At 61.1% G+C, this 26,266-nt stretch carries 24 protein-coding genes; 8 read left to right on the plus strand and 16 right to left on the minus strand.

Translation table 11 applies throughout. The features are described from left to right. Window positions 1–204: 204 nt before the first annotated feature. The 5 genes from ACQZ6F_RS05850 to ACQZ6F_RS05870 are packed head-to-tail and all read right to left on the minus strand — an operon-like array spanning window position 205 to window position 5,246. Complete coding sequence (locus ACQZ6F_RS05850; RefSeq protein WP_449093023.1) at window positions 205–909, minus strand: ABC transporter ATP-binding protein; 705 nt, start codon at window positions 907–909, stop codon at window positions 205–207. Continuing rightward, window positions 906–1,730, minus strand: a complete 825-nt coding sequence (locus tag ACQZ6F_RS05855; protein ID WP_449093024.1) for an ATP-binding cassette domain-containing protein — start codon at window positions 1,728–1,730, stop codon at window positions 906–908. The genes ACQZ6F_RS05850 and ACQZ6F_RS05855 overlap by 4 nt, the downstream gene beginning before the upstream one ends. After that, the gene (locus ACQZ6F_RS05860; protein ID WP_449093025.1) at window positions 1,723–2,580 is read right to left on the minus strand and encodes an ABC transporter permease; all 858 of its coding nucleotides are present in this window, start codon (window positions 2,578–2,580) and stop codon (window positions 1,723–1,725) included. The genes ACQZ6F_RS05855 and ACQZ6F_RS05860 overlap by 8 nt, the downstream gene beginning before the upstream one ends. After that, on the minus strand, window positions 2,577–3,659 hold the full coding sequence (locus tag ACQZ6F_RS05865; RefSeq protein ID WP_449093026.1) for an ABC transporter permease: 1,083 nt from the start codon (window positions 3,657–3,659) through the stop codon (window positions 2,577–2,579). Before ACQZ6F_RS05865 ends, ACQZ6F_RS05860 begins: the two co-directional genes overlap by 4 nt. After that, a complete protein-coding gene (locus ACQZ6F_RS05870) occupies window positions 3,660–5,246 on the minus strand; it encodes an ABC transporter substrate-binding protein (RefSeq protein ID WP_449093027.1) in 1,587 nt (528 codons plus the stop codon). It lies immediately after the preceding gene. 341 nt (window positions 5,247–5,587) lie between these two features. Between ACQZ6F_RS05870 and ACQZ6F_RS05875 the strand changes: the two genes are divergently transcribed. The 3 genes from ACQZ6F_RS05875 to ACQZ6F_RS05885 all read left to right on the plus strand — a co-directional run bounded on the left by ACQZ6F_RS05875 (window position 5,588) and on the right by ACQZ6F_RS05885 (window position 8,703). Continuing rightward, on the plus strand, window positions 5,588–6,688 hold the full coding sequence (locus tag ACQZ6F_RS05875; protein WP_449093028.1) for an LLM class flavin-dependent oxidoreductase: 1,101 nt from the start codon (window positions 5,588–5,590) through the stop codon (window positions 6,686–6,688). Window positions 6,689–6,828: 140 nt separating this feature from the next. Then, entirely contained in the window at window positions 6,829–8,016 is a 1,188-nt protein-coding gene (locus ACQZ6F_RS05880; protein WP_449093029.1) for an acyl-CoA dehydrogenase family protein, read from the plus strand. Between the two features lie 84 nt (window positions 8,017–8,100). Further along, window positions 8,101–8,703 (plus strand): DsbA family protein, encoded by a 603-nt coding sequence (locus ACQZ6F_RS05885; protein WP_449093030.1) that lies wholly within the window; start codon window positions 8,101–8,103, stop codon window positions 8,701–8,703. Between the two features lie 72 nt (window positions 8,704–8,775). Here ACQZ6F_RS05885 and ACQZ6F_RS05890 read toward each other — a convergent pair whose 3' ends face one another. Further along, entirely contained in the window at window positions 8,776–10,110 is a 1,335-nt protein-coding gene (locus tag ACQZ6F_RS05890; RefSeq protein ID WP_449093031.1) for an acetyl-CoA hydrolase/transferase family protein, read from the minus strand. Window positions 10,111–10,260: 150 nt separating this feature from the next. On the opposite strand from ACQZ6F_RS05890, the gene ACQZ6F_RS05895 reads away from it, so the two are divergent. Next, complete coding sequence (locus ACQZ6F_RS05895; protein WP_449093032.1) at window positions 10,261–11,139, plus strand: glycosyltransferase family 2 protein; 879 nt, start codon at window positions 10,261–10,263, stop codon at window positions 11,137–11,139. Window positions 11,140–11,207: 68 nt separating this feature from the next. Here the strand turns inward: ACQZ6F_RS05895 and ACQZ6F_RS05900 are convergent, their stop codons facing one another. After that, window positions 11,208–11,882 (minus strand): GntR family transcriptional regulator, encoded by a 675-nt coding sequence (locus ACQZ6F_RS05900; protein ID WP_449093033.1) that lies wholly within the window; start codon window positions 11,880–11,882, stop codon window positions 11,208–11,210. Between the two features lie 233 nt (window positions 11,883–12,115). On the opposite strand from ACQZ6F_RS05900, the gene ACQZ6F_RS05905 reads away from it, so the two are divergent. Next, window positions 12,116–13,144, plus strand: a complete 1,029-nt coding sequence (locus tag ACQZ6F_RS05905) for a trans-3-hydroxy-L-proline dehydratase (RefSeq protein ID WP_449093034.1) — start codon at window positions 12,116–12,118, stop codon at window positions 13,142–13,144. A 65-nt stretch (window positions 13,145–13,209) separates the two neighbouring features. Here ACQZ6F_RS05905 and lhpI read toward each other — a convergent pair whose 3' ends face one another. The 6 genes from lhpI to ACQZ6F_RS05935 form a co-directional block, all read right to left on the minus strand. Beyond that, a complete protein-coding gene (lhpI, locus tag ACQZ6F_RS05910) occupies window positions 13,210–14,898 on the minus strand; it encodes a cis-3-hydroxy-L-proline dehydratase (protein ID WP_449093035.1) in 1,689 nt (562 codons plus the stop codon). 76 nt (window positions 14,899–14,974) lie between these two features. Continuing rightward, window positions 14,975–16,216, minus strand: a complete 1,242-nt coding sequence (locus tag ACQZ6F_RS05915; RefSeq protein ID WP_449093036.1) for an NAD(P)/FAD-dependent oxidoreductase — start codon at window positions 16,214–16,216, stop codon at window positions 14,975–14,977. Beyond that, window positions 16,216–16,938 carry an amino acid ABC transporter ATP-binding protein gene (locus tag ACQZ6F_RS05920; RefSeq protein WP_449093037.1) on the minus strand — a complete coding sequence of 241 codons (723 nt, stop codon included), beginning with the start codon at window positions 16,936–16,938 and terminating at the stop codon, window positions 16,216–16,218. The genes ACQZ6F_RS05915 and ACQZ6F_RS05920 overlap by 1 nt, the downstream gene beginning before the upstream one ends. Continuing rightward, window positions 16,931–17,584 carry an amino acid ABC transporter permease gene (locus ACQZ6F_RS05925; protein WP_077471509.1) on the minus strand — a complete coding sequence of 218 codons (654 nt, stop codon included), beginning with the start codon at window positions 17,582–17,584 and terminating at the stop codon, window positions 16,931–16,933. Before ACQZ6F_RS05925 ends, ACQZ6F_RS05920 begins: the two co-directional genes overlap by 8 nt. A 12-nt stretch (window positions 17,585–17,596) precedes the next feature. After that, the gene (locus ACQZ6F_RS05930) at window positions 17,597–18,262 is read right to left on the minus strand and encodes an amino acid ABC transporter permease (RefSeq protein ID WP_077471510.1); all 666 of its coding nucleotides are present in this window, start codon (window positions 18,260–18,262) and stop codon (window positions 17,597–17,599) included. A 69-nt stretch (window positions 18,263–18,331) separates the two neighbouring features. Next, window positions 18,332–19,138, minus strand: a complete 807-nt coding sequence (locus tag ACQZ6F_RS05935) for an ABC transporter substrate-binding protein (RefSeq protein ID WP_449093038.1) — start codon at window positions 19,136–19,138, stop codon at window positions 18,332–18,334. Between the two features lie 470 nt (window positions 19,139–19,608). On the opposite strand from ACQZ6F_RS05935, the gene ACQZ6F_RS05940 reads away from it, so the two are divergent. Beyond that, on the plus strand, window positions 19,609–20,646 hold the full coding sequence (locus ACQZ6F_RS05940; RefSeq protein WP_449093039.1) for an Ldh family oxidoreductase: 1,038 nt from the start codon (window positions 19,609–19,611) through the stop codon (window positions 20,644–20,646). Between the two features lie 102 nt (window positions 20,647–20,748). Here the strand turns inward: ACQZ6F_RS05940 and ACQZ6F_RS05945 are convergent, their stop codons facing one another. From ACQZ6F_RS05945 to ACQZ6F_RS05955, 3 genes are all read right to left on the minus strand, one after another. Beyond that, window positions 20,749–21,711, minus strand: coding sequence for a dihydrodipicolinate synthase family protein (locus ACQZ6F_RS05945; protein WP_449093040.1), 963 nt, complete (start codon window positions 21,709–21,711; stop codon window positions 20,749–20,751). A 124-nt stretch (window positions 21,712–21,835) separates the two neighbouring features. Next, window positions 21,836–22,537, minus strand: a complete 702-nt coding sequence (locus tag ACQZ6F_RS05950; RefSeq protein ID WP_449093041.1) for a GntR family transcriptional regulator — start codon at window positions 22,535–22,537, stop codon at window positions 21,836–21,838. 124 nt (window positions 22,538–22,661) lie between these two features. Next, window positions 22,662–23,732 (minus strand): LacI family DNA-binding transcriptional regulator, encoded by a 1,071-nt coding sequence (locus ACQZ6F_RS05955; protein ID WP_449093042.1) that lies wholly within the window; start codon window positions 23,730–23,732, stop codon window positions 22,662–22,664. 221 nt (window positions 23,733–23,953) lie between these two features. Between ACQZ6F_RS05955 and ACQZ6F_RS05960 the strand changes: the two genes are divergently transcribed. Next, window positions 23,954–24,907 (plus strand): sugar phosphate isomerase/epimerase family protein, encoded by a 954-nt coding sequence (locus ACQZ6F_RS05960; RefSeq protein ID WP_449093043.1) that lies wholly within the window; start codon window positions 23,954–23,956, stop codon window positions 24,905–24,907. A 58-nt stretch (window positions 24,908–24,965) separates the two neighbouring features. Further along, window positions 24,966–26,198: an ABC transporter substrate-binding protein gene (locus tag ACQZ6F_RS05965; protein WP_449093044.1), complete on the plus strand. Its 1,233-nt coding sequence runs from the start codon at window positions 24,966–24,968 to the stop codon at window positions 26,196–26,198. Window positions 26,199–26,266: the final 68 nt, after the last annotated feature.

Genomic DNA, 26,266 nt, shown 5'->3' on the forward strand with positions numbered 1-26,266 from the left:
CGGCAATCAGCCGGAACTTCGCGGTTCGATGTCCAAATAGGGCTATGAAAGGCGGTGCCAATGGGACCGCGACGAATGCGCACGTGTTTGGTCGATGTCGTCTTGGTCAGTGATCAGGTAAAGATCGGAACAACCAGAGTATAGAGCCGCCCAACGGGGTCAACCGCCGCGCTCAATGACTTTCGCCAGACATGACTTGGCGCGCTAGCCGAGTTTTGAGAGGTCGGCGCGATCCATGATCCGCGTGATGGAGCCGGCCTCCATGATCGCGGCGCGATCGCACATATGGGCAACGACGCCGGGGTCATGGCTGACGAGCACGAAGGTCATGCCGTGCGAGGCCTTGAGATCGTTGAGAAGATTGAGAACTCCCGCCTGGACCGACACGTCGAGCGCTGAAGTCGGTTCGTCGAGCAGCAACAGTTTCGGCCGTAACAGCAAGGCACGGGCGATGGCAACGCGCTGCCGCTGGCCGCCGGAAAGCTGATGCGGAAAGCGTCGGCTCGCCGTTGCTGGAAGGCCGACCTGATCAAGGGCCGTTCGCACCTGTGCCTCAACGTCCTTTACGCCCCGTAGGGATAGCGGTTCACCGAGAATTCTTTGAATGGTGTGGCGCGGATGCAGGGAGGAATAGGGATCCTGAAATACCATCTGAATGTTGTCGCGCAGAGTGCCAACGATCTTTTTCCCGGATTGAAGCGGCTCCCCGAAAACGGAAATCGCACCTTGCCAGTTGACGTTCAACCCGGCGATGGCGCGCAGGACGGTCGTCTTACCGCAGCCGGATGGGCCGATGAGGCCGAAAGTCTCTCCGCTCGCAATATCGAAACTGACGCCGTGCACGGCCGTGAACGCCTTGCGTGCTCCGGAAAAGGTGACGGAAAGATCGGAAACCGAAAGCGCGTTCATGCACCGCCTCCATAAACCGGCAGGCGTGTACCGTATGTTTCCGCTGATGGCCGCGCCGCCCAGAGTGCGCGCGTATAGGCGGATTCGGCACTGGCCAGCTCCGTGGCGGCCAATTCCTCCTCGATACGCCCGCCGCGCATCACCATCACTCGATCGGCAAATTGCGACACTTGCTGCAGATCGTGGCTGATGAGCAGCAATCCCATGCCGAACTCTTCGGTCAACGAGCGCAGCAGCGCCAATATCTGGTTCTGAAGCTCGCGGTCGAGCGCGGATGTCGGTTCGTCGGCGATCAGCAGGCGCGGCCGGTTGATCAGCATTGCGGCAATCATGACGCGCTGCCCCATTCCGCCGGACAGGGCGGCTGGATAGCTCGCATAGATCCGCTGCGGATCAGGAAGCCCCACCTTGTGCAATATGTCCAGCGCCTGCTCATGGCGTTCTGCAGCCGAGAGCCGCGTATGCAACAGCAAGGCCTCCTCAACCTGCCGACCGACCTTGTGTGCGGGATTGAGCGAATATTTCGGATCCTGAAGAACGAGGCCGATGCCGTTGCCGCGCACCTTGTTCCAGCCGGAAGGCGGCAGCGTCAGGAGATCCCGCCCCTCGAAGGAAAGGCATTTCGCTTGAACTTGCGCCTGGCGCGGCAACAGCCCCATGATCGCCCGCCCGGTCATCGACTTGCCGGAGCCGGACTCACCGACAATGGCTACAATTTCCCGATCAACAGAGAAGCTGATGCCGTCGACGACACGCACCATTCCCGCCTCGGAAGGAAAGGAAACCGAGAGATCCTGAACGGAGAGCAGCGGATCAGACATGACGGGGATCCAGTATATCGCGCAGACCGTCCGCCAACAGATTGAAGGCAAGCGAGGTGATGAGGATCGCAAAGCCGGGCACGGCCGCCACCCACCATTGATCGAAGATGACCTGGGTGCCTTCCGACACCATCGCCCCCCACTCGGCCGTTGGCGGGCGAACGCCGAGACCGAGGAAGCCGAGGCCTGCCGCGGCAAGGATGATGCCCGAAAGATCGAGGGCAAGACGGATGATGGCGGACGGCAGCACTAAAGGCAGCACATGCCCGTAAAGCAGCCGTATGCCCTTGATCCCAACCATTTCGGCAGCGGCGAGATAATCGCTCCGACGCAACCGCTCGGTTTCGACGCGGGCCTGGCGCGCATAGGCCGGCCAGCTTGTCAGCGACAGCGCCAGAGCGCCGTTGACGAGGCCCGGCCCCATGATGGCGACGAAGGCAAAGGCGAGCAGCAGCCGCGGAAACGACATGACGACATCGGTGATGCGCATCAGAATGCGCTCGACGATCCCGCCGAAGAAGCCAGCGACGAGGCCGACCGCTATGCCAAGGGGAGCCATGATCAGAACCACGAAAAGCAGCAGCAGCAAGGTCGATCGCGCACCATAAATTATCCGCGATAGCAGATCCCGCCCGAAACCATCCGTGCCGAACCAATGCGCAGCACTCGGCGGCATCAGGCGATTGGCCGTCTCCTGCAGATTGGGATCGTAGGGTGCGATCTCCGGTGCCAGCAAGGCGAGGCACAGAATGAGAAGCACGATCGCGCTTCCCATCGCCGCCGAAGGCGACCGCAGGATACGCCGAACGAAAGAGGGGCCGTCAAGCGGGTGCTGAACGATGTCACTCACCGCTTCTTCCCCACATCGAGCCGCGCGACACCGAGATCGGTCAGCGCATTCAGGACGACGAAGGAGGCACCGACCACGAGCGTCGCCCCGAGGATCGCCGGCATGTCGCCGGCAAACATCGCCGTCGTCAGGTAGCGGCCGATGCCGGGCCAGGCGAAGACGGTTTCGGTCAGCACGGCGCCTTCCAGAAGGCTCGCATAGGAAAGGGCAATCACGATGAGAAGCGTCCCGGATATGTTCGGCATGATATGGGTAAAGACGATGCGGCCAAGGCTCGCCCCCTTGGCCCGCGCGGTCGTCACATATTCCTGCCCAAGCTCGGTCAGGATCGACGCCCGTGTCAGCCGCGAGATCGCGGCAAGCGCATGAAAGGCCAGAACGGTCGCCGGCAGTGCCAGATGCGCCAGCGCATCTCGAAAGGCCCCCTGCTTGCCTGAAATCCACGCGTCGAGCAGCGCGAAACCGGTGACGGATTTGACCGTATATTGAAAGACGACGTCGGCGCGGCCCGGTCCAGGCGCCCAATGCAGGCGCGCATAGAAGAGCAGCAGCATCAGCAGGCCGAGCCAGAAAATTGGCACGGAATAACCGAGAAGCGAGACGAGGCGTGCCAGGCTATCCAGCCACGTCCCCTGCCACATGGCCGCGGCGATGCCGAGCGCCAATCCGATGAGCGCGCCCAGGATGATGGCCGCCGTCGCAAGCTCGATCGTCGCCGGAAAAGTCCGCGCGATATCCTTGGCAACCGGCTGGCCAGTCGAGGTCGATTGCCCGAAATTCCCCGACAAGGCCGCCTCGACATAGCGAATGAATTGCACCGGCAGCGGCTGGTCGAGCCCGAGCTCGACGCGCGCCTGCTGATAGGTCGATTGGCTGGCGTGGTCGCCGACCATCTGCAGCGCCGGATCGATGGGCGACAGCCGCGTCAGCGCAAAGGTCACGAGCGCAAGCCCGAACAGCGTCAGCGCAAAGGACCAGCCCCAGGTGAAAAGCGATCTCACGAACGACAACTCCCGCCAGGTTTTCTTCTGGCGGGAGTTGGTCATGTCGGCATCGGATGGTGTGGCCGCTTGCGGCACTTACTTCTCCACCTTGTCGTAATAGACCTGGTCTGCGTTGAGACCCTGGGCATAGTTCTTCACCTTGTCGCTTAGCACGACCTGATCGTTGCCTTGAAGCATAAAGATGAACGGCGAGCTTGCCTGGATCTTCTTCTGCAGATCCTGATAGAGCGCCACGCGTTTCGCCGCATCCTGCTCCTTGACGGCGGCAAGCGTCTGGTCGGTCAGCTCGGGGATGACCCAACCGGCATATTTGGCGGCCGTGTTGGCGGAGTTGTCCTTGTTGATGGCAAAGGCGCTGGCGTTGGAGTGGGGATCGAAATAATCCGGAATCCAGTAGCGCAGCGTCATTTCGAATTTACCAGAACGACCGCGGGCGTAGATGTCGCTGGCCACGCTAGGCTGGATATCGAGCGTGATGCCGGCCTGCGCGAAGGTTGATTGCAGCGATTGCGCGATCGACAGGAAGGGCTGGTCGTTGAAGACGATGAATTCGACCTTGAGCGGCGTCTTGATGCCAGCATCGGCCAGGATTTTCTTGGCCTTCTCGACATCGAGCTTGAACGGCGTATCCGTCAGCGCGCCGGGGAAGCCGACGGGCAGGAAGGCCTGATGCACGGTGCTCTGGCCACGAAGCAGGTTCTTGGCAATACCATCATAATCCACGAGGTAGCGCGCCGCTTCCCAGAAGGCCGGATTGCCGAGCGTCCGATTGGCCTTGGTGTTCAGCAGGATATAATCGGTGCGCGCCGACGGCACCGAGAGAACCTTGACGCCGCTCTTGGTCTTCAGCGCTTCGATCTGGTCGGCCGAAAGGCCGCGCGCAATATCGGCATCGCCCTGCTCGACCAGCAGCCGGCGAGCGCCGACATCGGGAACATTGCGGATGATGACGCTGTCGAGCTTCGGCTTGTCAGATGAGTTGGCGTTTGCCTGCAGCACCAGCGCCTCGTGCGGCGTGTAGGTGGCGATCGTATAGGCACCGCTTCCGGCCGAATTCGTCTTCAGCCAGGCATTGCCGAAATCTCCCTCCTTCGCCTGCGGCTCGACGGTCTTCTCATCAACGATCGAGGCGATCGGCGCCGTCAGCAGCGACAGAGCAAAACCGGAGCCGACATCGGCAGACCAAGTGAGCTTCACATGCTTATCATCAACCTTGGTGATGGCGGCATCGACATTGTCGGGCTTCCAGCCCAGCTCATTCAGAATGAAGGCCGGCGATTTATTGAGCTTCACCGCCCGGGTCAGCGAGAAGATCACGTCTTCCGCGCGGACCGGATTGCCGGAGGAGAACTTGGCATCAGCCAGCTCAAATGTCAGGCTGCGGCCATCGCTACCCGCTGCCCAAGAAGCGGCAAGCGCCGGCTCGATCTTCGTGCCATCTTCGCGGTTCGACTGTACGAGACGCTGGTAGAGATTGTTGAAGGACTGCACGGTCGTCAATTCGAAGCCTTCGGCAGGATCGAAGCTGACGGCATCGTCGATCGACTGGGCGACCACAAGCACATTCGGCGGCGTTTCAGCCCGAACGGCTGATGCGCCGAACAGCAGCGCCAGGCTGATGGCTGTCCCCAATAGCCGGGAACGAGAGGCAATGATCGACATGGACGAACTCCCTTAAATGTCTTTTTGCGCGGCGGTCGCGCTCGTTTTTCATTGTGCCCGATGCGGCTCAACTAGATGGAAGCATGTAGCAATCTCTTTGTCTGTAGGCAGGCTAAATCGATCCTGCTTTTCACGATTCTTTCGAAAAAAATTCCGGGATTTGCAGCTCTTCACATGGCGGCGATATGCCGGGCTCCCTCGCCTGACAGCATATGCGGCGCAATTTCAGAAAATAATTTCTATAAAATTAGTAGACTAAAGAAAGACAGGTCTTTCTCTTTCATGGTGCCGGCCCCTAAGGTTTAGACATTAGCGCCGGATAGCGCACGAGAGGAAAAACAATGCCGACCGAATTCATCAGCGTGACGTTCCCCAATGCCTCGACCGAGCTCAATCCCTTGCCGAGCCCGGCAATCGATCCGCGGTTTCTGGTTCGCTATGCCCGATCGCTCGATGACTACGGCTTCAACTACACCTTGGTCCCATACGATTCCTCGTCCTTCGACCCCTTCACCATCGGCGCGACGATCGCGGCCAATACGAAGAACATAAAGATCATCATCGCGCTGCGTCCCAACACGCTCTACCCGACCGTGGCGGCAAAGGCGCTCGCCACGCTCGACCAGCTGAGCGAGGGGCGCGCCGTCGTCCACTTCATCGCCGGCGGCAGCGACGAGGAGCAGGCACGGGAAGGCGATTTCCTGACAAAAGAACAACGCTATGAGCGGCTGGAGGAATATATCCACATCCTGCGCCGCGCCTGGCAATCGCCCGAGCCCTTCGATTTCGACGGGAAATATTACCAGTTCAAGCAGTTCCGCAACGCGGTGCGTCCGGTCAACGGCACCATTCCCGTGTCGGTCGGTGGATCGTCGGATGATGCCTATCGCATCGGTGGCGCACTTGCCGACATCTTCGGCCTGTGGGGCGAGCCGCTGGCGGAAACGAGAGAGCAGATCGACCGCATCCATGCCGAAGCCAAGCGGGCCGGGCGCAGCGATCGGCCGCGGATCTGGGTAACCTTCCGGCCGATCGTCGCGGAAACGGATGAACTGGCCTGGACGAAAGCCAAGCAGGTGCTGGTCGCATTGCAGGACAACCGCGCCAAGGGTCTCGGCAAAGTGCCGGCCTCGGCGCCAGCGCCGCAAAATGTCGGCTCGCAGCGACTGCTGGAAATTGCGGCGCGCGGTGACGTGCATGACCGGGCGCTGTGGTATCCGACGGTCAGCGCCACCAATGCCCGCGGCGCTTCGACCGCGCTTGTCGGATCGCCGCAGACCATCGCCGACTCCATCCTGGATTATGTCGATCTCGGCGCCGAACTGATCTCGATCCGCGGTTATGACAATCTCAATGATGCGATCGACTATGGCCGCTATGTGCTGCCGTTGGTCAGGGCCGGCCTGCAGGAGCGGGCGGAAGGCCAACGGAACGTCGCCTGACGAGGCGGAAATCCCTTAGGTAAGCCCGTCATCCCTATGGTGGCGGGCTCACTCTCTTCAAGACAATAAAACCGACGCCAAAACATGGTGAAACCCACGCCGAGGTTGCCGGACGGCTCTCACCGGAAAGGCCAAACCAAGTGTCCCAGAACAGGTCCGATCTGACCGATATCGTCCAGAAACTGACCGATGCCGCACCGGCCGCCGATGCTACCGGCGAGTTTCCATGGGTCGGGATCAGGGCCGTCCATGAAAGCGGCCTTCTCGAAAGCACCGTCGGCAAGCGCTTTGGCGGCGCGGGAGCTTCGCTGCCGGAGGTGGCGCGCATCCTCGCCGACCTCGGACGCGGCGACCCATCCGTAGCGCTGATCAGCGCCATGACGATTTTCACGCATTTGGGCGAGGCTGGCCGTAACCGATGGCCGGAAGGTCTCTATCGAGGATTGCTGGCGGAGGCCAAGCACCGCCCCATCCTGCTCAACGCGGCCCGCGTCGAGCCCGACCTTGGCTCGCCGGCGCGCGGCGGCCTGCCTGAAACCGTGGCGCGCCGCACGGGAAACGGCTGGTCGATCACCGGTCGCAAGCGCTTCGTCACCGGCGCGCTCGGGCTCACGCATTTTCTCGTCTGGGCATGCACGGATGAGAAGCCGCAACGTGTCGGCACCTTCGTCGTGCCGGCTGGCCTGCCGGGCATCGACGTCATCCACACATGGAAGAGCCTCGGCATGCGCGCCAGCGGTTCTCATGACGTGCATTTCACCGATGTGGAAGTGCCCCGCGAAGATGTGCTCGATCTCGTCGATGCCGGCAGCGGTGCGCAGGACAATCGCGCCCATGCCAGCATGACGCTGGCGCTGAGCGCAATCTATGTCGGTGCCGCCGAGGCGGCTCAGGCAGCTTTCGTGCGCTTCGCCCATGAACGCGTCCCTTCCAATCTGGGCTATCCCATCGCCCGCACCGAGCGCTTCATTTCGCTGGCCGGCGAAATCGATCTTCTCATTGGCGGAGCGCGCGCGCTCATCTTCAATGCGCTGGACTACAGCCTCGACGATCCCGAGGCTCTCATCCGCGCCCGCCTTCTGGCCGGACGCCAGCTTCTGAAGGCGGCGCGCCTCGCCGTCGGTGCGCTCGGCAATCCCGGCCTCAGCGCCGATCTCGGCATCGAACGGCATTTTCGCGATATCCAATCCGTTCTCGTGCACGCGCCGCAGGAAGACACGGCAATCGCCATTCTCGGCCGCGCCGCGCTGGGTCGCGGACATCCAGCATCGCAATCGCCTGCAAGCGTGCCGACATCCGCCGCCAATTCCATTCTCAAAGCCGGTTGACCCGGAAGAACCAAAAGACTGAGATGCACTGACATTGCCCGACGGGGTCGCGAGACCTCATCAAATTCAAAACGGAAATGGAAAATGACAAAGACGATCGACTACTTCTTCGGCATCGGCTCTCCCTGGGCCTTTATCGGGCTTGAACCCTTCGGTGCACTGGCAGCACAATACTCAGCGGAAATCCGGCCCTTCATCATCCCCCTGGTCGAGGAAAACGGCGCCATCTCGTCCAAGAACCGGCCGGAAGCGCGGCGGGCCTATTGGTACAAGGATCTGAAGCGCTGGGCAGCCTTGCGGGGAAAAACGCTGAACTTCGATGACCGCGCCGGCCTATCCGACCCGACGCCTGCCGCACTGCTCGTCCTTGCTGCGCAGCTGGAAGGACAGGATTGGTTCGCACTGACGAAGGCCCTGCAGGAGGCATTTTGGGTTGGCGCAGAAAATATCGGCGATGCCGCGGTTCGCAGGGCGATCGCGGACGCTGCCGGCTTCGACGGAGCAGCCCTCGAAAAGAGGGTGCAACAGGCCGATGTTCAAGCCATCTGGAAATCGAATTACGAAGTCGCCAAGACGGCTGGCGTCTTCGGCTTTCCGACATTCCGCTACGAGGGCGAGCTTTACTGGGGGCAGGATAGCCTGCCATTCCTGGAACGCCATCTGAAGGGCGAGAAGCTCGTCGCTTGAGACGAACGATCTCGATCGGAACGGCCAGGGTACAGACCGCTCCCTGGCCGTGTCGATATGTAAAATGCGACGTCAGCTCAACGAACGAAGTCCCGCCGCATGCGCGGCCCTGTCCAGCTCCTCGCGAAAATCCGGGTGAGCCAGCCCGATCAGTGCCTTTGCCCGATCAGCCACGGATTTGCCCTTGAGGTTCGCCCAGCCATATTCCGTCACGATAATATGTGTGTCGTTGCGCGAGGTGGTCACCGGTCCCGTCAGCGCTGGAACAATGCGTGAGATCGTCCCCTTTGCCGCCGTCGAATGGCAGGCGATGATCGATCGCCCGCCGCGTGAGGCATAAGCGCCGCGCACGAAATCCACCTGCCCGCCGGAGGCACTGAACTGTCTTCCGTTGACGAATTCCGAGTTGCAGGCGCCGTTCAGGTCAACCTGCATGGTGGCGTTGACCGACACCGCACGGTCATTGCGGGCGATGACGAAGGGATTGTTCACATAGTCGACCGGATGGGCTTCGACATCCGGGTTGTCGTGCAGGAAGTCGTAGAGCGGCTGATCCCCCAGCGCAAAGGTAAAGATGGAGCGGCCGACATGCGTCTGCTTGCGGCTGTTGTCGACCACGCCCGCCTTGACCAGATTGGCAAGACCCGCCGTCATCATTTCCGTATGGATGCCGAGATGGCGATGTTTCGAGAGCCGCGCGCACACAGCATCCGGCAAGGCGCCGATGCCCATTTGCAGGCAATCGCCATCTTCCACCAGACCCGCGACGATCGCACCGATGGCATCGTCCACCTGGTTCGGCGGCGCCGGAGCCAGGATTGGCAGGCCGACATCGTTTTCGACCAACGCCGCCACGCTCGAGACAGGGATCATGCAATCGCCGCGCACATAGGGCATCCGGGCGTTGACTTCGAGGATCAACCGAATTCCCGGCTTGCGCGATACCGTCAACGCATAGTCGGTGCTGGCGCCAAGGCTGAAATTGCCATCCGCATCCATCGGCGCGACCGTTGCAATCAACGTGTCGACGCCGACATGCTCGACCAGCGAGCGCGGCACCTGGCTGAAGTGGCAGGGGACCAAATCGACAGGAGGCAGAGCCTCGGCCGAACGCCTCTTGTCAAGCGCACGCTCCACCCCTCCGTGGAAGTAGCTGACGGGGATGATCTGGTGGCGCAGGTCGAAATCAAAGACGCTGGTGCCCGCCACGCCGGTGCAAAGAAGGTAGTGAAGCCGTACATTGTCGACGGCCCCGGCCCTTGCCCGTTCGGCAAGCGCCGCAAGGATGGCCGGCGGTTGACCCGCCGCTATGGGCATGGCGACTTTCGCGCCCGACGGGATAAGAGCGACGGCCTCCGCGGCGGATCGCAGGCGTTCGCGATAGAGTATCTGATGGCTGTTGGTCATTGGGCCCTCCTCCCAACGCTATTTCAGATCAAATCGACATCCATTGCAATGGGCACATCCCATGCGGTTCATGCTCACAACCATCGGCACAACCAAGAATTAACGCGTTGATGCTTCTGTATATCGGGGTTGGTATGGGCGGGAAGCATTATGAAGATTGCCGTGGGTGTGGCGACGTCCGGTCGCAAAGCGATATTGGCCTGTATGATCGACAGGCTGGCTGCGCAGACGCGCAAGCCGGACCATCTGTTCCTCAGCCCCGCGACCGATGACGATATCGATATGGAACGCCTGCGCTCAGCGCCGTTTCCGGTGAGCATCATATCATCCCCCAAGGGGAGCTGCCCGCAGCGTAACGCGATCATTCATGCCGCCGCCGGCATGGATATGCTTACTTTTTTCGATGATGACTTCTTTCCCGCCACCAATTATCTCGCGGAAACCGAAGCGTTGCTGGAAGCCGACGAAAACATCGTCGTCGCGACCGGACACGTCATTTACGACGGCATCGGCGGGCCGGGCCTGACGGTTGAGGAGGCTGACCGGATCCTCAAGGGAGATGCGGACCCTGATCCCGCCCCTGTCATCGAGGCCACGCACAATGCCTACGGCTGCAACATGACTTTCCGTCTGCAGCCTATCCTCACCCATCGTGTCTATTTCGATGAGGAGCTGCCGCTCTATGCCTGGCAGGAGGATGTCGATCTTTGCCGACGGTTGCTTGCATATGGTACGATCGTCAGGTTCAATCGGCTGCGCGGCGTCCATCTCGGCGCCAAAGTCGGCCGCACCTCAGGCTTGCGCTTCGGTTACTCTCAGATCGCCAACCCGCTCTATCTTGTCAGAAAGCGTACCGTATCGTTGAAATGGGCGCTGAGGCTTATGGGCGGCAACGTCGCCTCGAACATCGTCGGCTCGATCAAACCACCGCCCTACATCGACCGTCGCGGCCGTCTTCGCGGGAATCTGGTAGCGCTTCGTCATCTGTTGAGCGGATCGCTCGATCCGAAATATATCACCAATATGTAGACCTGGAGCGATATATGGGCATGCGGCAATCATGACCGCATCCGCTTGCTGCGGATAAAAGCCAGCCGCTAGGCTCGCCGTCCGGGAAGGTGATGCTGCAAGGACTGGCACGCACCCATGATATGATCCGTCAAGAAGGCGGCGGCTTTTTCCACATCGCCTGTCCTGCAGATCGCCAGCAATTCGCGATGCTCGCGATCAGCCGTTTCCTTGCCGTGCGACAGCGTGAGCTGTACCCGCAGGTAGCGCTCAAGCCGATCATTGACGGACCGTATGGTGCTGACGAGATAGGGTCTCTCGGCATCCTCATAGAGGCAACTGTGGAATTGCCAGTTCAATTCCGACCAGCGTGCTACGTCGGTCTCCCCGGCAAATGCGTCACAGTAGGCCTGTGCCTTCTCGAAGGTCTTTTCCGTCATGAAGGGAACTGAAAGCCTCAACGCATTCGATTCCAGGATGGCCCGCACCTCGAAAATCTGGACGATTTCCGGTTCGGATACGCTGGTGACGACAGCACCTCTGTTGCGGTGAAACTCCACCAGTCCCTCCGCCTCGAGCCTTTTGAGGGCCTCGCGAACCGGGATCTTGCTGACATTGAAGAGACGGGCAACGTCGTCTTGCCGAATGGGCTCTCCCTCATCGAGGGAACCGTCTGCAATCGAATCCCGGATGAATTTCAGGATCAGGTCGGAAGTGCTCGGCGCCTTTCCCAGATTGGGTATGTCATCGACATTAAGGGGCATTCAGGCATTATTCCTTGGATCGCACGCAAGGTGAGCGGAGTTTTTGAAGTCGCAACCATCCCTCAATATCGTGATCTGGTTCTGCGACGCAAGGGCGCATTCCGGTCGCTTCGGCTCGCGGATTCAATGCGCTCTCGGCTCTAGGACAAGGCTTGACGCATCGCCAATATCGTATACGTTATCTGAAATTATCGAATAACGTATACGATATTGGCGATCGGAGGGATATTTCAATGCGCACATCGAAAGTCATCCATGTCGTGAGCTGCCATGCGGAGGGAGAGGTCGGCGATGTCATCGTCGGCGGGGTGGCTCCTCCCCCTGGCACCACCGTCTGGGAGCAGTCACGCTGGATCGCGCAAGACGAGACTTTGCGGAATTTCGTTCTTAACGAGCCACGCGGCGGCGTCTTCCGCCATGTAAACCTGCTGGTTCCCCCAAAAGATCCCAGGGCGCAGATGGCCTGGATCATCATGGAGCCTGCCGACACGCCGCCCATGTCCGGATCGAATTCGATCTGCGTTTCCACCGTTCTGCTCGACACCGGCATCATCCCGATGCAGGAGCCGATCACCCGCATGGTGCTCGAGGCGCCAGGCGGCCTCATTGAGGTGAAGGCCGAATGCCGCAACGGCAAGGCCGAGCGCATTCACGTCCGCAATGTCCCGTCCTTTGCCGATAAGCTCGATGCGAAGCTGGAAATCGAGGGCATCGGCACAATCACGGCGGATACCGCCTATGGCGGCGATAGTTTCGTGCTGGTGGATGCGGCGTCACTGGGCCTCAGCCTGCAGCCCGATCAGGCGCGCGACATAGCCCGCCTCGGCGTGAAAATCACCGAAGCGGCCAATGAGCAACTCGGCTTCCGCCATCCCGTCAACGACTGGAACCACATCTCCTTCTGCCAGATCACCGACCCCGTCCACATGAAGGATGGCGTCCTCTGGGGGAAGAATGCCGTTGCCATTCGCCCTGGCAAGATCGACCGCTCGCCGACGGGGACCGGATGCTCGGCGCGGATGGCCGTTCTCCACGCCCGAGGTCAGATGAAAATCGGCGACCGGTTCGTCGGAACCTCGCTCATCGACACGGAATTCCATTGCAGCATCGACAGCGCCGTCGATCTCAACGGCAAATCGGCGATCAGCCCGATCATCTCAGGCCGCGCCTGGATCATCGGCACGCATCAGCTGATGGTCGATCCGGATGACCCCTTCCCCGCCGGCTATCGCCTCTCCGATACCTGGCCGATGGACCTCTAGCCGAACGGCCGCTCTTCATGGCGGAAGGCATTCATTAAAGTGCCTTCCGCCCAATCAGCCTAACGTCAAATCCAGTCAGGCACGCCTACTGGAACACGACCGGTCAAGGCTGCCTCCACGCAATCGGCAAGGCTGCCGAAACGCACCGCGCGGCCGCTAAGCCCAGGCCCGTAATGGGCGTACTTGCCCGAATTGGTCATGACTGCCCGCGTCCCGGGCGGAAAGACAGGCTCTGAAATCGAGCACCAGCAAAGATCGGGCAGAACCTGCACACCGCTGTCTCGCAGCCGCGCCAGTGTCCCCTCTTCCTGTGCCTTGGCGATGACATCACGTCCCGCGGTAACGATGACCATCACTCCAGACAGACGGTGGCGGCCGGCAAAGGCATCGGCGAGCGCACGACATTCGGCGAGCGAAGCGTGCGGGCTGCCGATGGCGACGAGCTCGACCTGCTCCGGTCCCTCGTTCAACATCTTCCAGGCGGCGGCCATGTCGGCGCGTGTAATCGTGTGGCGATCGGCAGCCGGATGCTCGGCATCGCCAGCCTCCGGGGTGACGCCTTCGACATGCAGCATGGGTGCGGCGGACGTCGTGCCGAAGGCGGCACACAGCGCCTTCATATCATCCCGCGACGGATTTCCGGCGGCAAGACCGCGCAGCATAGGGATGCGATCCGGAGAAGCCTTGCCTGCGAGATAGCCGATCAGCGGCCAAAAGGCATCGTCGCGGCGCTCGGGCAATTCCACATCGAGGATGCGCGTCGCCTTGCGGTTCTCATCCAGATAGACACCGGAGAGCGGCGCGCGGCCGGTCAGCGCGATGCAGAGGTCGAGGAAATCCGGGTGTTTGGCCGTGCGTGCGCCAAGCACGGTATTCGCGAAAATGACGGCATTGGATTCGGCCCAGCCAATCGCCTCGCCGGCACCCGGCGCGCTTTCAAGCAGGTAGGGCGAACAGGTGAATGTCGGGCGGCAACCCATGCGGACATAGGCATCCGCCAGCCGCGCGGCCGGATCGCCGAAATCCTCCGGCACGCCCTGCGACCGCCAGTTGGCGCGATCGACGGAGATGGCGTTCATGGTTGTTGGAACGCGCACGCGGCCGCCGAGATCGGCCATCTTCTCGGCGAAGGTGAGGTTGGCCGGGCTTGCATAGATGCAGCCGTCGATATGGCTTTGTGTCACGTCGATTAGGGATGTCGCACCCTGTTGCGCCGCCATGGCAATCAAGATCCGCATGGCCTGGGCAATCGCAACGCCTTCGCTACCCTCCAGCATGGAGCGGTCCGCTTCCGTCAGGGAGAGTGCCGAGGTGGCGGGCGGCAAAAGAGGAATGGTCTTACCGTCGGCCACGATGGCAGCGGCTTCGATCCGGATGGTCTTTGCCTGTGACAGGCCGGCGAAGATATCCGGCCGCAGACGCACCACCGGCAACTGCCGGCCGAACATTTCCGCGGCGACGAGTGCTCCGAGCGTCAGCACATCCTCGGCTTCGCAGAAGATCAGAGCGGCGGGTGCGCGGCCCGTCAGCGCCAGATCGAGCAGCACGCCGGAGCCGGTGCAGGATCCACGGCTCGACGGCATCATCAGCACCGCGCCGGTGAGAGATTCTCGATGCAAGGGATGATGGACATCGATGACCCGGCCGGTCGCGGGATCGACTCCACCCCAGAAGCTGAGCGCTTCCTGCGTTGCGACGACATGGCCCTCTGCCGTGCCGCCCATGATGCTGAAAGCAGGTGCCGTGTCGTTCATTTCACCATAGATCCATGCGCAAGAGGACTATCATCATTGATGCAGAAGGCGATGTGCATCGCCTTGCAGATCTCTATCAGAAACGTTGCGGCGAGAAGGACGCCAGGTCGATGGGCGGCGTCTGTCCGGTCAAGAGGTCAGCGACCAGACGCGCCGTGCCGGCTGATTGCGTCAAGCCGAGGTGGCCATGGCCGAAAGCATAAAGCACATCCGGTGTCGCCCCGGCGCGGCCGATGGCGGGCAGGCTGTCAGGCAGCGATGGCCGGAAACCCATCCATTGCACACCGCCCTCCGGCTTGAGACCGGTCAGGAAGCTGCGAGCCTTCTGCAGCATCGCCTCGGACCGACGGAAATTCGCTGGCAGCGTGAGGCCGCCCAGCTCGACCGCACCACCGACCCGGATACCCGTCGACAGCTTGCTGACGACGAAGCCATGGCCGCCGAAGGTTACCTGCGTGCGCAGGTCGAAGGCATCGGCCGGAAGCGTGGTATTGTAACCGCGTTCCGTTTCGAGCGGGATGCGCTCGCCAAGCGTTTGGGCAATCTGGTGTGAGAAGGCGCCGGCGGCCAAAACCACCTTGCCGGCCTCGTGCACCTTCCCATCCATCGCCACCACCTCGACACCGCCAGAGACGGGGCGAAGCGCCGAAATCTCCGCGGTTTCGACGGGGCCACCCCGGCTGCAAAAATGCTGCGCCAGTGCCAGCGTATAGAGCTTGGGGTCCGCGATGGAATACCAGCCGGGCGTGAAGGTGCCGAGGATGAAACGGGATGCGAGCCCAGGCTGGATCGCTGCCATCTCGTCGGATTTCAGATGCTGGAACTCGATGCCGTGATTGCGGCGCACCTCCCAACCGGGAAGCGAAGCCCGAAACTCTGCCTCACTCTCATAAACCTGAAGGTTACCCTCCTTGCGCAGCATGGAAAGCGTGTCGGTCGCCGCAAGGAAAGGCTCCAGCTCCACCTTGGAAAGATCCATCAGCCTCGTCTGCGCTGCGGTCGCAGCGGCCACGCGTGATGGCTGGCAAGCCCGCCAGAACCGAAACATCCAGGGCGCGATCTGAAGCGCGTAGGCTGGCGGCACCGAAAGCGGCCCAAGCGGATCGAGGAGCCATTTCGGCGCCTTCTTCAGGATGCCGGGGGAAGCAAGCGGCAGGATATCCGTGAAGGCGAAGGCGCCGGCATTGCCGGCGGAGGCGCCCGCCGCCGGTCCCTCGCGGTCGACGACCATGACGGTCAGGCCCCGTGCCTGAGCGGCGATGGCGGCGGAAAGCCCGATCACGCCAGCCCCGATGACGATAACATCAGGCCTTGTCATCAACGCACGCTCGCCAAGAATTTCTGCGTTTCGGGGTGCTGCGGCGCGCCGAAAAGCTGCTCCGGCTTGCCGATTTCTGCCATCACGCCCTGATGGAAATAGGCGACTCGATCCGAGACATCACGGGCAAACGCCATTTCATGCGTCACGCAGATCATCGTCATCCCTTCTTCCGCCAGCATCTTCAGCGTATCCAGCACCTCGCCGACCAGCATGGGGTCGAGCGCGGAGGTCACCTCGTCAAACAGCATATATTCCGGTGACATGGCAAGCGCCCGAGCGATCGCCATGCGCTGCTGCTGACCGCCCGACAGGCGCGACGGGTAGATCGAAAGCTTCTCGGCAAGACCGACATGGGTGAGCTGCTTTACCGCGATCTCCTCGGCTTCCCGCCGAGAGATGCCAAGCACCTTGCGCGGCGCCAGCATGACGTTTTCCAGCACGGTCAGATGCGGGAACGCGTTCCATTGCTGGAAGACGATGCCAACCTTGCGGCGCAGTCTGTTGAGGTCCGTCGACTTTGCATGCACCTCCGCACCGTTGATGCGGATGCGACCGGAATCGATGGGCTCCAGACCGTTGATACAGGTCAGAAGCGTCGATTTTCCTGAACCGGAACCGCCGATAATGGTGACCACCTCGCCCTTTTCCACGGTGAGGTCGATCCCCTTCAGGACTTCGAGCGGGCCGAAGGATTTGCGGACATTTTCAATCTCAATCATTGGGGGACCACCGTTTTTCGAGATAACCGCCAAGGCGGGCGACCGGGAAGCTGATGATGAAGTAGATCGCGCCGCAGATCGTCAGGATCAGCAACGGCTCATGTAGCCGGGTGACGAGAACCTGCGAAGCGCGCAGCAGCTCGATCAATCCCAACCACAGGACAAGCGCCGAATCCTTCATGACGCCGAGCGAAAGGCCGATCCACGAGGGAAGTGAAACGCGCGTCGCAAGCGGCGCCACGATGTAGCGCATATCCTGCCCCCAGCTCATGCCGAGCGAACGCGCGGCGCGGCGGGTATTGGGCGGGACGGCGGCGATGCCGCCACGCACGATTTCGGTGCAATAGGCCGCCATATAGAGCGACAGCACCACGCAGGAGGTAGTGAAGGGCGCCCAGCCGAGCTTCAGAATGGATTGCAGCGCATTGCCGAGAACCAGCTGGATCAGCAGCGGCACCGAGCGGAATATATCGAGCAGGAAGGTCAATGGCGCCGACCAGAGGGAACCGGCCTGAACGCGGATCACCCCGAAGATGATCCCGAGGATCGTGCCCGCCGCGACGGACACGCCAGTCACCAAAAGTGTCATCCCCGCGCCTTTCGCGAGGAAAAGGAGATCGTTCCAGGTGAGGGCTGTATCGAACATTTCTCGTCTCCCTCAATAGCGGAACATGCGCCAGGCAGCGAGCCGGGCAGCAAGGGTGACGACCTTGGCGATCAGGTAGTAGATCACCGCGGCGAGTGCGAAGAATTCGAAAGTGCGGAACGAGCGCGCATTCAGCTCCTGGGTGACGCCGGCGAGGTCAGTGTTCATGCCGACGGTAACGCCGAGCGACGTCATCAGGATCGCCCAGACCATCTGGTTGGTGACCGGCAGGAAGGCGACACGGAACATCTGCGGGAAGACGATCAGCCGGTAGGCCTGAAGCGCGGTCATCCCCAGCGACCGTCCGGCGCGGGCCTGCGTGTCGGGGATTGCCTTGAGCGCGCCGCGGAAATTTTCCGCCAGATATCCGGCATTGTTGAAGGCGATGCCGAGCAGCAGCGCGGTATAGGGGCTGAGATGAATGCCGAAATTGCCGAGCCCGAAATGAGCCATGTAGATCTGGAAGAGCGCCGGCGTATTGCGCGCAACCTCCACCCAGGTCGAGGCGATGCCGGCAAGCACGCGACTGCCGGAAAGCCTGAAAAGCGTAAGTGCCAGGGCGCAGGCAAGACCGATCGCCATCGACAGGATTGCGATCTGCAGGGTAACGACCGCGCCATCGAGCAGTTGCGGCAATACCTTGAAGGCCTGGTTCCAATGGAAGGTGTAGCTGAACATGAACGTCCACCTTTCGGAAGGTCGAACGGCGCGGCCATCATGGCCACGCCGTCGTTGAGAGCGATCCGATTAGCGATAGACGCCGTTCACGGTCAGAGCTGGCAGGGAGCCGCCAACCCATTTTCCATAGAGCTCGGCATAGCGGCCCGTGCGGACCTGCTGGTTGATGAACAGATTGAGATAATTGATGAGGCCGTATTCTTCGCGATTGGTGAAGAGCGCGACATAGTCGGTCTGGAACGGCGCCTTGCCGACGACGGAGATGCCAGGGAACTTGCCGGATTTCACGGTGGCCTGGGCAACGGTCGAGGTGGAAACCGTCGCGTCGAGCTGGCCCTGGCTCAATGCCAGGAAGACGTCGGCCTGTGTCTGATATGGGCGGAATTCGCCGGTGCCCCATTCCTTGACCTGCTTTTCGAGCGCGATCGCCTCAAAGGTGCCGGCGGTTGCGCCAACTGTCTTGCCCTTCATGTCCTCGAAGGACTTGATGCCCGACTTGTCGTTGGACGTGACGGCCATTTCGAAGGCGAAATAGGGAATGGTCATACCGACGGTCTTGGCGCGCTCCAGCGTATCTGATGTCGAGGCAACGCCGACATCGACGCGGCCGGACATCAGTGCCGGGATACGTTCCGGAAATGGCGTTTCGACGATCTCGGCGGTAACGCCGAGCGCCTTGGCGAGATCGTTGCAGTAGTCGACGTCGAAACCGATCGGATTGTTGTTCTCGTCGCGCGAGCCCATGGGCGGGAAGTCGAGCACCACTGCGCAGCGCAGCGTACCGGAAGAAATGATGTCGTCCAGCTTGTCGGCCTTGGCCGGCGTGATGGCGGAGGCGGCGGCCAGAAGGCCGAATGCGATGACCGTTTTTTTCATTATTACCTGTTCTCCCAAACGTGGTCGGCCATTTTTGCGACCGCGGCCACTAAACGCTTTTTGCAGCAGCAAATCAAACGTAAAATACATGTAGTATACAAAAAGAATTTTATGTCGCGAAAAGCGATATCTCCCAATGGTTTGCGGTTTCAAGGTCACGGGAAAAGCTTGAGGGTTCGCTGCGACGCAGCTCTGATATTCGCCATTTCCCAGCTGCAAGACCGGCTTGCCGTGGGGTATGAGATCACCCATTGAACTGGTAGGAAGGCAAACTCTCCGGCACTCTCTGGTGAGATGTCAGAGCCGAGAATCGGTGGCGCGATAGTGCTCACGCGGTCGCAGCCAGCGGTCTTCCACCGGATGAGCGGCGACCATGCAGATCGCTTGTTAGCATGTCGATTTTTTGTATACTTTATGTATTTTAAAATTCAGGTGCATGAAGCAGGCAAACAAGACAGAGGAGAATTCAAATGAGCGATGTCACCACCCTGACGCCCGAAGCACTGCAAGGCCGCGTTGAGGCAATTCTTGCGAAGGCCGGGCTCAATGCCGTTCAGGCCGGCGCGATCGCGCGGGTCATCGTCGCCGGCGAACGCGATGCCTGCAAATCCCACGGCATCTACCGCATCGAGGGTGTACTGCGCGCAGTCAAGGCAGGCAAAGCGCGGCCGGATGTCGTGCCGGAACTGGCGCAAGCCGATGACTCCGCCATCGTCCGGGTGGACGCCAAGAGCGGCTTTTCCAATGCCGCCTTCGAACTCGGCGTACCGGTGCTTGCCGAGCGAGCCCGCCGCTTCGGCATCGCCGCTCTCGCCATCAACGACTGCACGCATTTCGCCGCCCTCTGGCCTGAAGTCGAGGCGCTGACGGACCAAGGCCTTGCCGCTTTCGCCATGTGCCCGAGCTATTCGACGGTCGCACCCGCCGGGGGTACTGCGCCGCTGCTTGGCACCAACCCCTTTGCCTTCGGCTGGCCGCGCCGCGACAACCCACCCTACGTCTTCGATTTTGCAACCTCCGTGGCTGCGCGCGGCGAAATTGAGCTGCATCGCCGGGCCGGCAAAACTCTGCCCGAGGGCTGGGCCATCGATGCCGATGGGCAGCCGACCACGGATCCGGAAGCGGCTCTTGCGGGCGCCATGCTGCCTTTCGGCGGCCACAAGGGTTCGGCCATCGGCACGATGATCGAGCTTCTCGCCGGGATCATGATCGGCGACTTCACCAGCCGCGAGGCACTCGACTATCTCGGCTCGACGGCATTTGCTCCGCGCCACGGCGAACTCATCGTCGCCTTCTCGCCGGAGGCTTTCTCCGCAGGGCGGCCCGGCGATCCGCTGGCCCGCGCAGAGGTGCTTTTCGAAGCGATCGCCGGCCAGGGTGCGCGCCTTCCCTCGCAGCGCCGCTTTGCCGCTCGAGCCAAGGCGGAAGAACACGGTATTCCGCTGACCGCAGAGGAAATCCATCAGCTCGATCGCTTGCTGGAACTGGGCCTCGACGCCGTGGCTTGAGGATTGCCGCAGGCTGCCGCACCTCCGGTTAGAAACAGAAAAAGGGTCCCGAATGGGACCCTTCATATTTTATCGGCAGATAGTGACCGACAGACCGCCGTTTCAGGCTTTGTATTTTTCCACCGCACCCGGCAGCGTGCTCCATTGAGCGTACCAGCTGTTGAACAGCTTGAACTGCGCCTCGACATAGCCGCGCTGGCTATCAGAGAGCACATCGCTCTCGTTGAAATGCAGCGTATATTCGGCGTCGCCCTTCAGCACCATCATGTGCTTAAAGAAGAGCACCAGATCTGGACCCTCGTCGAAGGATGACAGCACGGCGAGTGCTGCTTCGAGCTCAAGCGCCCGCTGGCGCGCATCAGCATCGCCCTTTGCGGCAGCCTGCGCCAGATGGCAGAGATGAATGACTTCCTTGGGAAGCACATTGCCGATGCCGGTGATGGCGCCCGTCGCTCCGCAATTGACGAAGCCGTGGAACACGGCCGTGTCGACGCCGATCATCAGCGATACGTCGTCATCGCGGCTGGTGATGTTTTCCGCCGCATAGCGCATATCCGCCGGTCCACCGAACTCCTTGAAGCCGACGAGATTGGCGTGCTCGGCCCGAAGCGCGAAGAACAGGTCGGCGCGCGTGGCAAAGCCGTAATAGGGGCTGTTGTAGATGACTGCCGGAAGATCCGGTGCTGCCGACAGGATCGCCTTGAAATGCGCCTTCTGGGCCGCAATGACCGAGCCACGCGACAGAACGCGGGGGATGACCATAAGTCCTTTGGCGCCGACCTTCTGGGCATGGGCTGCGTGAGCAACGGCCGATGCCGTGTTGACCGCACCGGTGCCGACGATGACCGGGATGCCGGCTTTGACCAGGCGCTCGACACCTTCCATGCGCTGCGCGTCGGTCAACAGCGGCCAGTCGCCCATCGAGCCGCAATAGACCACCGCCGACATGCCCTCGGCGATCAACTCCCTGGCCTTCTTCACCAGCGCCTCGAAATCGGGGCTGCGATCGGGCTTGCATGGGGTCATCAGCGCTGGGATCACGCCGGAGAAAATGCTCGATGTCATCTGTCTATCCTCTTGGGGCCTGGGCTGCGGTCGGCAATGCGCCAACCACCTCAGCAGCCGGGATTACCTTGCTGCAGCATAGATACATCCTTGCATCCAATTTGTCGACAAGAAATATGCAAGATTAGAGACCGACGTCCAAACGATCGCCACGAACCAGCAATTTCTGGATCTGGCTGACGATCTGTTCGGCATGTTCACGCGCCAGACGCTCGGCAAGCTCGGTGTCACGGGCGGCGATCGCTGCAATCATTTCGTCGTGCTCATCGACGAAGCGGCGCGGCAGACGATCGTCGTAGGATTGATAGTAGAGACGAAGAAGGCGACGGCCCTCATTCAGCAGGCGACCGAAAAGACCGGTGAAATAGGGGTTGCGACCCGCCTCGGCGATGGCGAGATGCAGGGCGGCATTGGTGGAAATCATGGCAAGGGCATCCTGTGCCTCGACGGCCTCGGCAAATTCCGCCTGACGCGCCCGCACGATCTCGAGATCCTCCGGCCGATGATACTTCGCCGCGAGCTGCGTCGTTACGCGGTACATCAGCACCAGCGCATCGAAATAGCTATGCATGTTCAGGAAGTCGATCTGTGACACCATGGTCGAGCGATTGGGCAGCGTATCGATCAGCCCCTCGCCGGCGAGCCGCACCAGCGCTTCGCGGATCGGCGTGCGCGACATGCCGAAACGCTCGGAAAGCTGCACCTCGTCGATGGGGCTGCCCGGCGGCAGTTCCAGGTGCAATATCTCGTCGCGCAAGATATCATAGACCACCTTGACGCCGGAGCCGCGCTTGCGCTCGTTCCGCAGGCTTGTTTCATTATCCATAGTTGGCAGACCTCTCTTTCAGCCTGAGAAATAAAGGGGCATGCGCGCTAAATCAACGCCGCTCTTGCCGACCTTACCTGGCGTGAAAGGCATGGCCACGCCTGAAAGCTGACCAACGATTTCTTCAGCTGCTGGGAGGAGCCATGCTCTCCCGCAGAATGAATCTGCTGCGCACGACGATGGGTGTCTCCCACTCCTTTTCCGACTGCCCGATAATGTCGAGCAGGCGTGCTACGGCAACCTGTCCCATCTCTTCGAAGGGCTGCGAGATCGTGGAGAGCGGCGGAAAGCAAAATTCGCAGACCGGCGAACCGTCGAAGGACACCACCGACAAATCCTCGGGAATCCGCAGGCCCGAGCGCTGTATTCGGCTGCTGAATGAAATGGCCATGTCATCGCTGGTCGCGATCACCGCCGTCGGCCGGTCCGCCAGCCGTGCGAAATCGGCAGCGGCCTGAGTGCCGATCGCGAAACCCTCCTGGTAATCGAGATTGCCGCCTGACCGGGAGATCGCCTCTTCCGAAAGCCCCGCCTCACGCACCGCCTCAAGCGCGCCGGCATAACGCTCGACATCATGGTAATTGTCTTCCGGGCCTGCAATATAAAGAAAACGCCTGTGCCCGAGCCTGATCATCTCGGCGGTTGCTTCCCGCACGGCCTCGCGATCGTTGGTCACCACGCTCGGCAGCCCGGCGGCGCTCATATCGAGCAACATGGAGACGATCGGCAAACCGGTATTGGCGAGGGATCGCCCATCGACCTCAGGCAATTTCGACGACAGGATGATAGCGCCGCGAACGGTGCCGCCGAAGGCGAGGTCAAGGATATGCCTTTCCGAGTCGGCATCTCGGCCGAGATTGGCGATCATCAGATTATAGCCGTTCTCGAGCAGAGCCCTGTTGATACTCTGCAAGACCTGAGGAATGACCTGGGAGACGCCATAATAGAGCGAGCCGGGCAGGATGATCATGACGGTGTTGGACTTGCCGACTCTCAGACCTCGGGCCATGGCATTGGGCGTGTAACCCAATTGCTTGGCGGCGGCGTCGATCTTCGCGCGCGTCTTCTCATTCACCCGCCCGGGATTGGCAAGTGCACGACTGACCGTTGAGATCGCCACCCCCGCCAGCCGGGCAACATCCGCCATCAAGGGCCCGCTATGCTCCTCCGGGGGCATATCCTTGTTATCTTTCACTTTTTCGCGTCCTCCCCGATGCCTGCTGCGCCGGATGCTACGGTAATCCCGCTCACATAGCAAACGTTTGCCAAAAATCACTTGCATATGAAAACGACTTGTCTACTATCTAGGCATGGCAAACGTTTGCCAAAAGACAGTGCATTGAAATCACTATGGATTATCTGCTGTGGGACCTGTTTCCGCAGACGGTTTTCCTTACTCTCGAAACGGATAGTCTCATGAGCTCAACGGAACGACTTCGCTTTGGTGTCGACCTCGTCACCTTCTTCCACCCCGGTTTCTGGGGCGTTGAGGATTATGACGGCATTATCGCGCTCTCCCGCAGCGAACCGCGCGCCTTCTGGGACAAGATTCTTGATGCCGTGCAGGCGTCTGGCGTCACCGGCGTCGAACTGACCTTCTCGCCTTTCAACTGGCAGGATGCGACCAATACCTATGGTTCGGTCGAGAATTTTGCCGCTGAGCTTTCCAGGCGCGGGTTGACGCTGGCGAGCGGCTTTTTCGCGGAACTCGAAGCCGCCGGCGATTTCACCGAAGCCTCGGCGCAGGCCGCCATCATCGACAAGGCGGAAAAATACGCGGAATTCCTTAGGGCATGCGGCAGCGACATCATGGTCATCGGCGCGCCGCTTCGCCAGACGCTCGGCGAACAGCCGACCCGCTTTTTCGATTTCGAGCAGGCGCGCAAGATTGCCGATTTCCTCAATCGCCTCGGCGCCACCCTTTACACCAAGGGTGTGCGGCTGGCCCTCCACACCGAGGCACACTCGATCTTCGCAGCCGCGCGTGATGTCGATCTGCTGATGCTGCTGACCGATCCCGCCTATGTGCATATGTGCCCGGACACGGCCCACATCATCGTTGCCGGCTCCGATCCGCTGCAGCTTGTCGACCGTCACCATGAGCGTGTCATCATCGCCCATTGGAAGGATGCGCTCGGGCCGATGCCGGCCGACACTGTTATCGACGAGCATATCCACGATCGCCATCGCCCCTATTTCTGCGGCTTCGGCCTTGGCCGCGTCGATTGGCCGGGCTGGGCAAGGCTGCTACGCGACCGCGGCTATGAAGGCTGGGCCATTCTCGAGCTCGATGCCGCCGCCGATCCGGTCGTCGACATTGCAAACGGGCTGACACTCGTGCGGCAGGCGCTACTGCCGATCTATCGCTGATACAATGATCTGAAAACGAATGGCCCCGCCAAGAGGGCTTTCTTGAAGAGGTGGAACGATGAAAGACCAAATGAAACTTCTACTAATGGGAGCCGCGCTCTTTGCGGCCTCTCTTCCCGCCCATGCCGAAGACAAGCCGCAGGCCGAGGTGATGACCTCCTGGACCTCCGGCAGCGAAGCCGCTGCCCTTGATGTCATCAAGCAGGCATTCGAAAAACGCGGCGGCGTCTGGAAGGATTCCTCCATCGCCGGTTTCGGAGCGGCCGATGCCGCCTTCCAGAACCGTCTTGTCGCGGGCGATCCGCCGGCTGCCAAGCAGGCGGTGATCGGCCTTGCCAATACCGATTTCGTCAATCAGGGACTTTTGAGCCCGATCGACGATGTGGCGAAAGCCGGCAAATGGGCTGATGTCCTGCCGAAATCGATCCTCGATCTCATCTCCTATAACGGCAAGGTCTATCTCTCGCCGAGCGACGCTCATGGCGAAAGCTGGGTATTCTATTCCAAGGATGCCTTCGCCAAGGCCGGCATCGCCGAGGAGCCGAAAAACTGGGATGAGTTCTTCGGCGCGCTCGACAAGCTCAAGGTGGCCGGCCTCCAGCCCGTGGCCTGGGGCGGTCAGTCCTGGCAGGAATCCAAGGTCTTCAACATGATCCTGCTGACCCAGGTCGGCATCGACGGCTTTCTGAAAATCTATGTCGACAAGGACAAGAGCGACGCATCCGTCGACGGCGTGAAGAAGACGCTCGATATTCTCGGCAAGCTGCGCGCCTATGTCGATGAAGGGGCCGCCGGCCGCAACTGGAACGACGCCACAGCCATGGTCATCACCGGCAAGGCCGGCGTCCAGTTCATGGGCGATTGGGCCAAGGGCGAATTCGTTGCCGCCGGCAAGTCGCTGGGCAAGGACTATGGCTGCATGCTCGCACCGCAATCGCCGGGTATGGTCTACGTCGCCGATTCCTTCTCCTTCCCGAAGATCGCCGGTGCGGCCTCCCAGAAGGGCCAGGCCCTGCTCGCCGAAGTCGCCATGGATCCGGCCGTGCAGGTCGAGTTTTCGCTGCGGAAAGGCTCGGTGCCGATGCGTACCGATGTCGACAAGTCGAAGCTCGACATATGCGCGCAAAAGGGGCTGGAGCTGATGAGCGCAGGCAAGATCGTGCCGGATCAGGCTCTGATCCTCTCGCCGCAGGCGGCCGGCGCCCTCAACGATTTCGTCGACGAGTTCTGGACCAATCCGTCCGAGGACAGCGCCTCGGGTGCCGAGAAATTCTTCGCGATCTTCGAATAGGCCTCATAATGAGCCGATCATCGGGACGCCCCGCAGATCGGCTCTGCTCTCTACCTTTGAAAGGGTTT

It is taken from the genome of Rhizobium sp. A22-96 (assembly GCF_053521805.1).

Bases quoted from the DNA above. Each gene is read 5' to 3' on its own strand.
- ACQZ6F_RS05850 (WP_449093023.1), bottom strand. From the start codon at position 909: ATGAACGCGCTTTCGGTTTCCGATCTTTCCGTCACCTTTTCCGGAGCA.
- ACQZ6F_RS05855 (WP_449093024.1), bottom strand. From the start codon at position 1,730: ATGTCTGATCCGCTGCTCTCCGTTCAGGATCTCTCGGTTTCCTTTCCT.
- ACQZ6F_RS05870 (WP_449093027.1), bottom strand. From the start codon at position 5,246: ATGTCGATCATTGCCTCTCGTTCCCGGCTATTGGGGACAGCCATCAGC.
- ACQZ6F_RS05875 (WP_449093028.1), top strand. From the start codon at position 5,588: ATGCCGACCGAATTCATCAGCGTGACGTTCCCCAATGCCTCGACCGAG.
- ACQZ6F_RS05885 (WP_449093030.1), top strand. From the start codon at position 8,101: ATGACAAAGACGATCGACTACTTCTTCGGCATCGGCTCTCCCTGGGCC.
- ACQZ6F_RS05890 (WP_449093031.1), bottom strand. From the start codon at position 10,110: ATGACCAACAGCCATCAGATACTCTATCGCGAACGCCTGCGATCCGCC.
- ACQZ6F_RS05895 (WP_449093032.1), top strand. From the start codon at position 10,261: ATGAAGATTGCCGTGGGTGTGGCGACGTCCGGTCGCAAAGCGATATTG.
- ACQZ6F_RS05900 (WP_449093033.1), bottom strand. From the start codon at position 11,882: ATGCCCCTTAATGTCGATGACATACCCAATCTGGGAAAGGCGCCGAGC.
- ACQZ6F_RS05905 (WP_449093034.1), top strand. From the start codon at position 12,116: ATGCGCACATCGAAAGTCATCCATGTCGTGAGCTGCCATGCGGAGGGA.
- lhpI (WP_449093035.1), bottom strand. From the start codon at position 14,898: ATGAACGACACGGCACCTGCTTTCAGCATCATGGGCGGCACGGCAGAG.
- ACQZ6F_RS05915 (WP_449093036.1), bottom strand. From the start codon at position 16,216: ATGACAAGGCCTGATGTTATCGTCATCGGGGCTGGCGTGATCGGGCTT.
- ACQZ6F_RS05920 (WP_449093037.1), bottom strand. From the start codon at position 16,938: ATGATTGAGATTGAAAATGTCCGCAAATCCTTCGGCCCGCTCGAAGTC.
- ACQZ6F_RS05925 (WP_077471509.1), bottom strand. From the start codon at position 17,584: ATGTTCGATACAGCCCTCACCTGGAACGATCTCCTTTTCCTCGCGAAA.
- ACQZ6F_RS05930 (WP_077471510.1), bottom strand. From the start codon at position 18,262: ATGTTCAGCTACACCTTCCATTGGAACCAGGCCTTCAAGGTATTGCCG.
- ACQZ6F_RS05935 (WP_449093038.1), bottom strand. From the start codon at position 19,138: ATGAAAAAAACGGTCATCGCATTCGGCCTTCTGGCCGCCGCCTCCGCC.
- ACQZ6F_RS05940 (WP_449093039.1), top strand. From the start codon at position 19,609: ATGAGCGATGTCACCACCCTGACGCCCGAAGCACTGCAAGGCCGCGTT.
- ACQZ6F_RS05945 (WP_449093040.1), bottom strand. From the start codon at position 21,711: ATGACATCGAGCATTTTCTCCGGCGTGATCCCAGCGCTGATGACCCCA.
- ACQZ6F_RS05950 (WP_449093041.1), bottom strand. From the start codon at position 22,537: ATGGATAATGAAACAAGCCTGCGGAACGAGCGCAAGCGCGGCTCCGGC.
- ACQZ6F_RS05960 (WP_449093043.1), top strand. From the start codon at position 23,954: ATGAGCTCAACGGAACGACTTCGCTTTGGTGTCGACCTCGTCACCTTC.
- ACQZ6F_RS05965 (WP_449093044.1), top strand. From the start codon at position 24,966: ATGAAAGACCAAATGAAACTTCTACTAATGGGAGCCGCGCTCTTTGCG.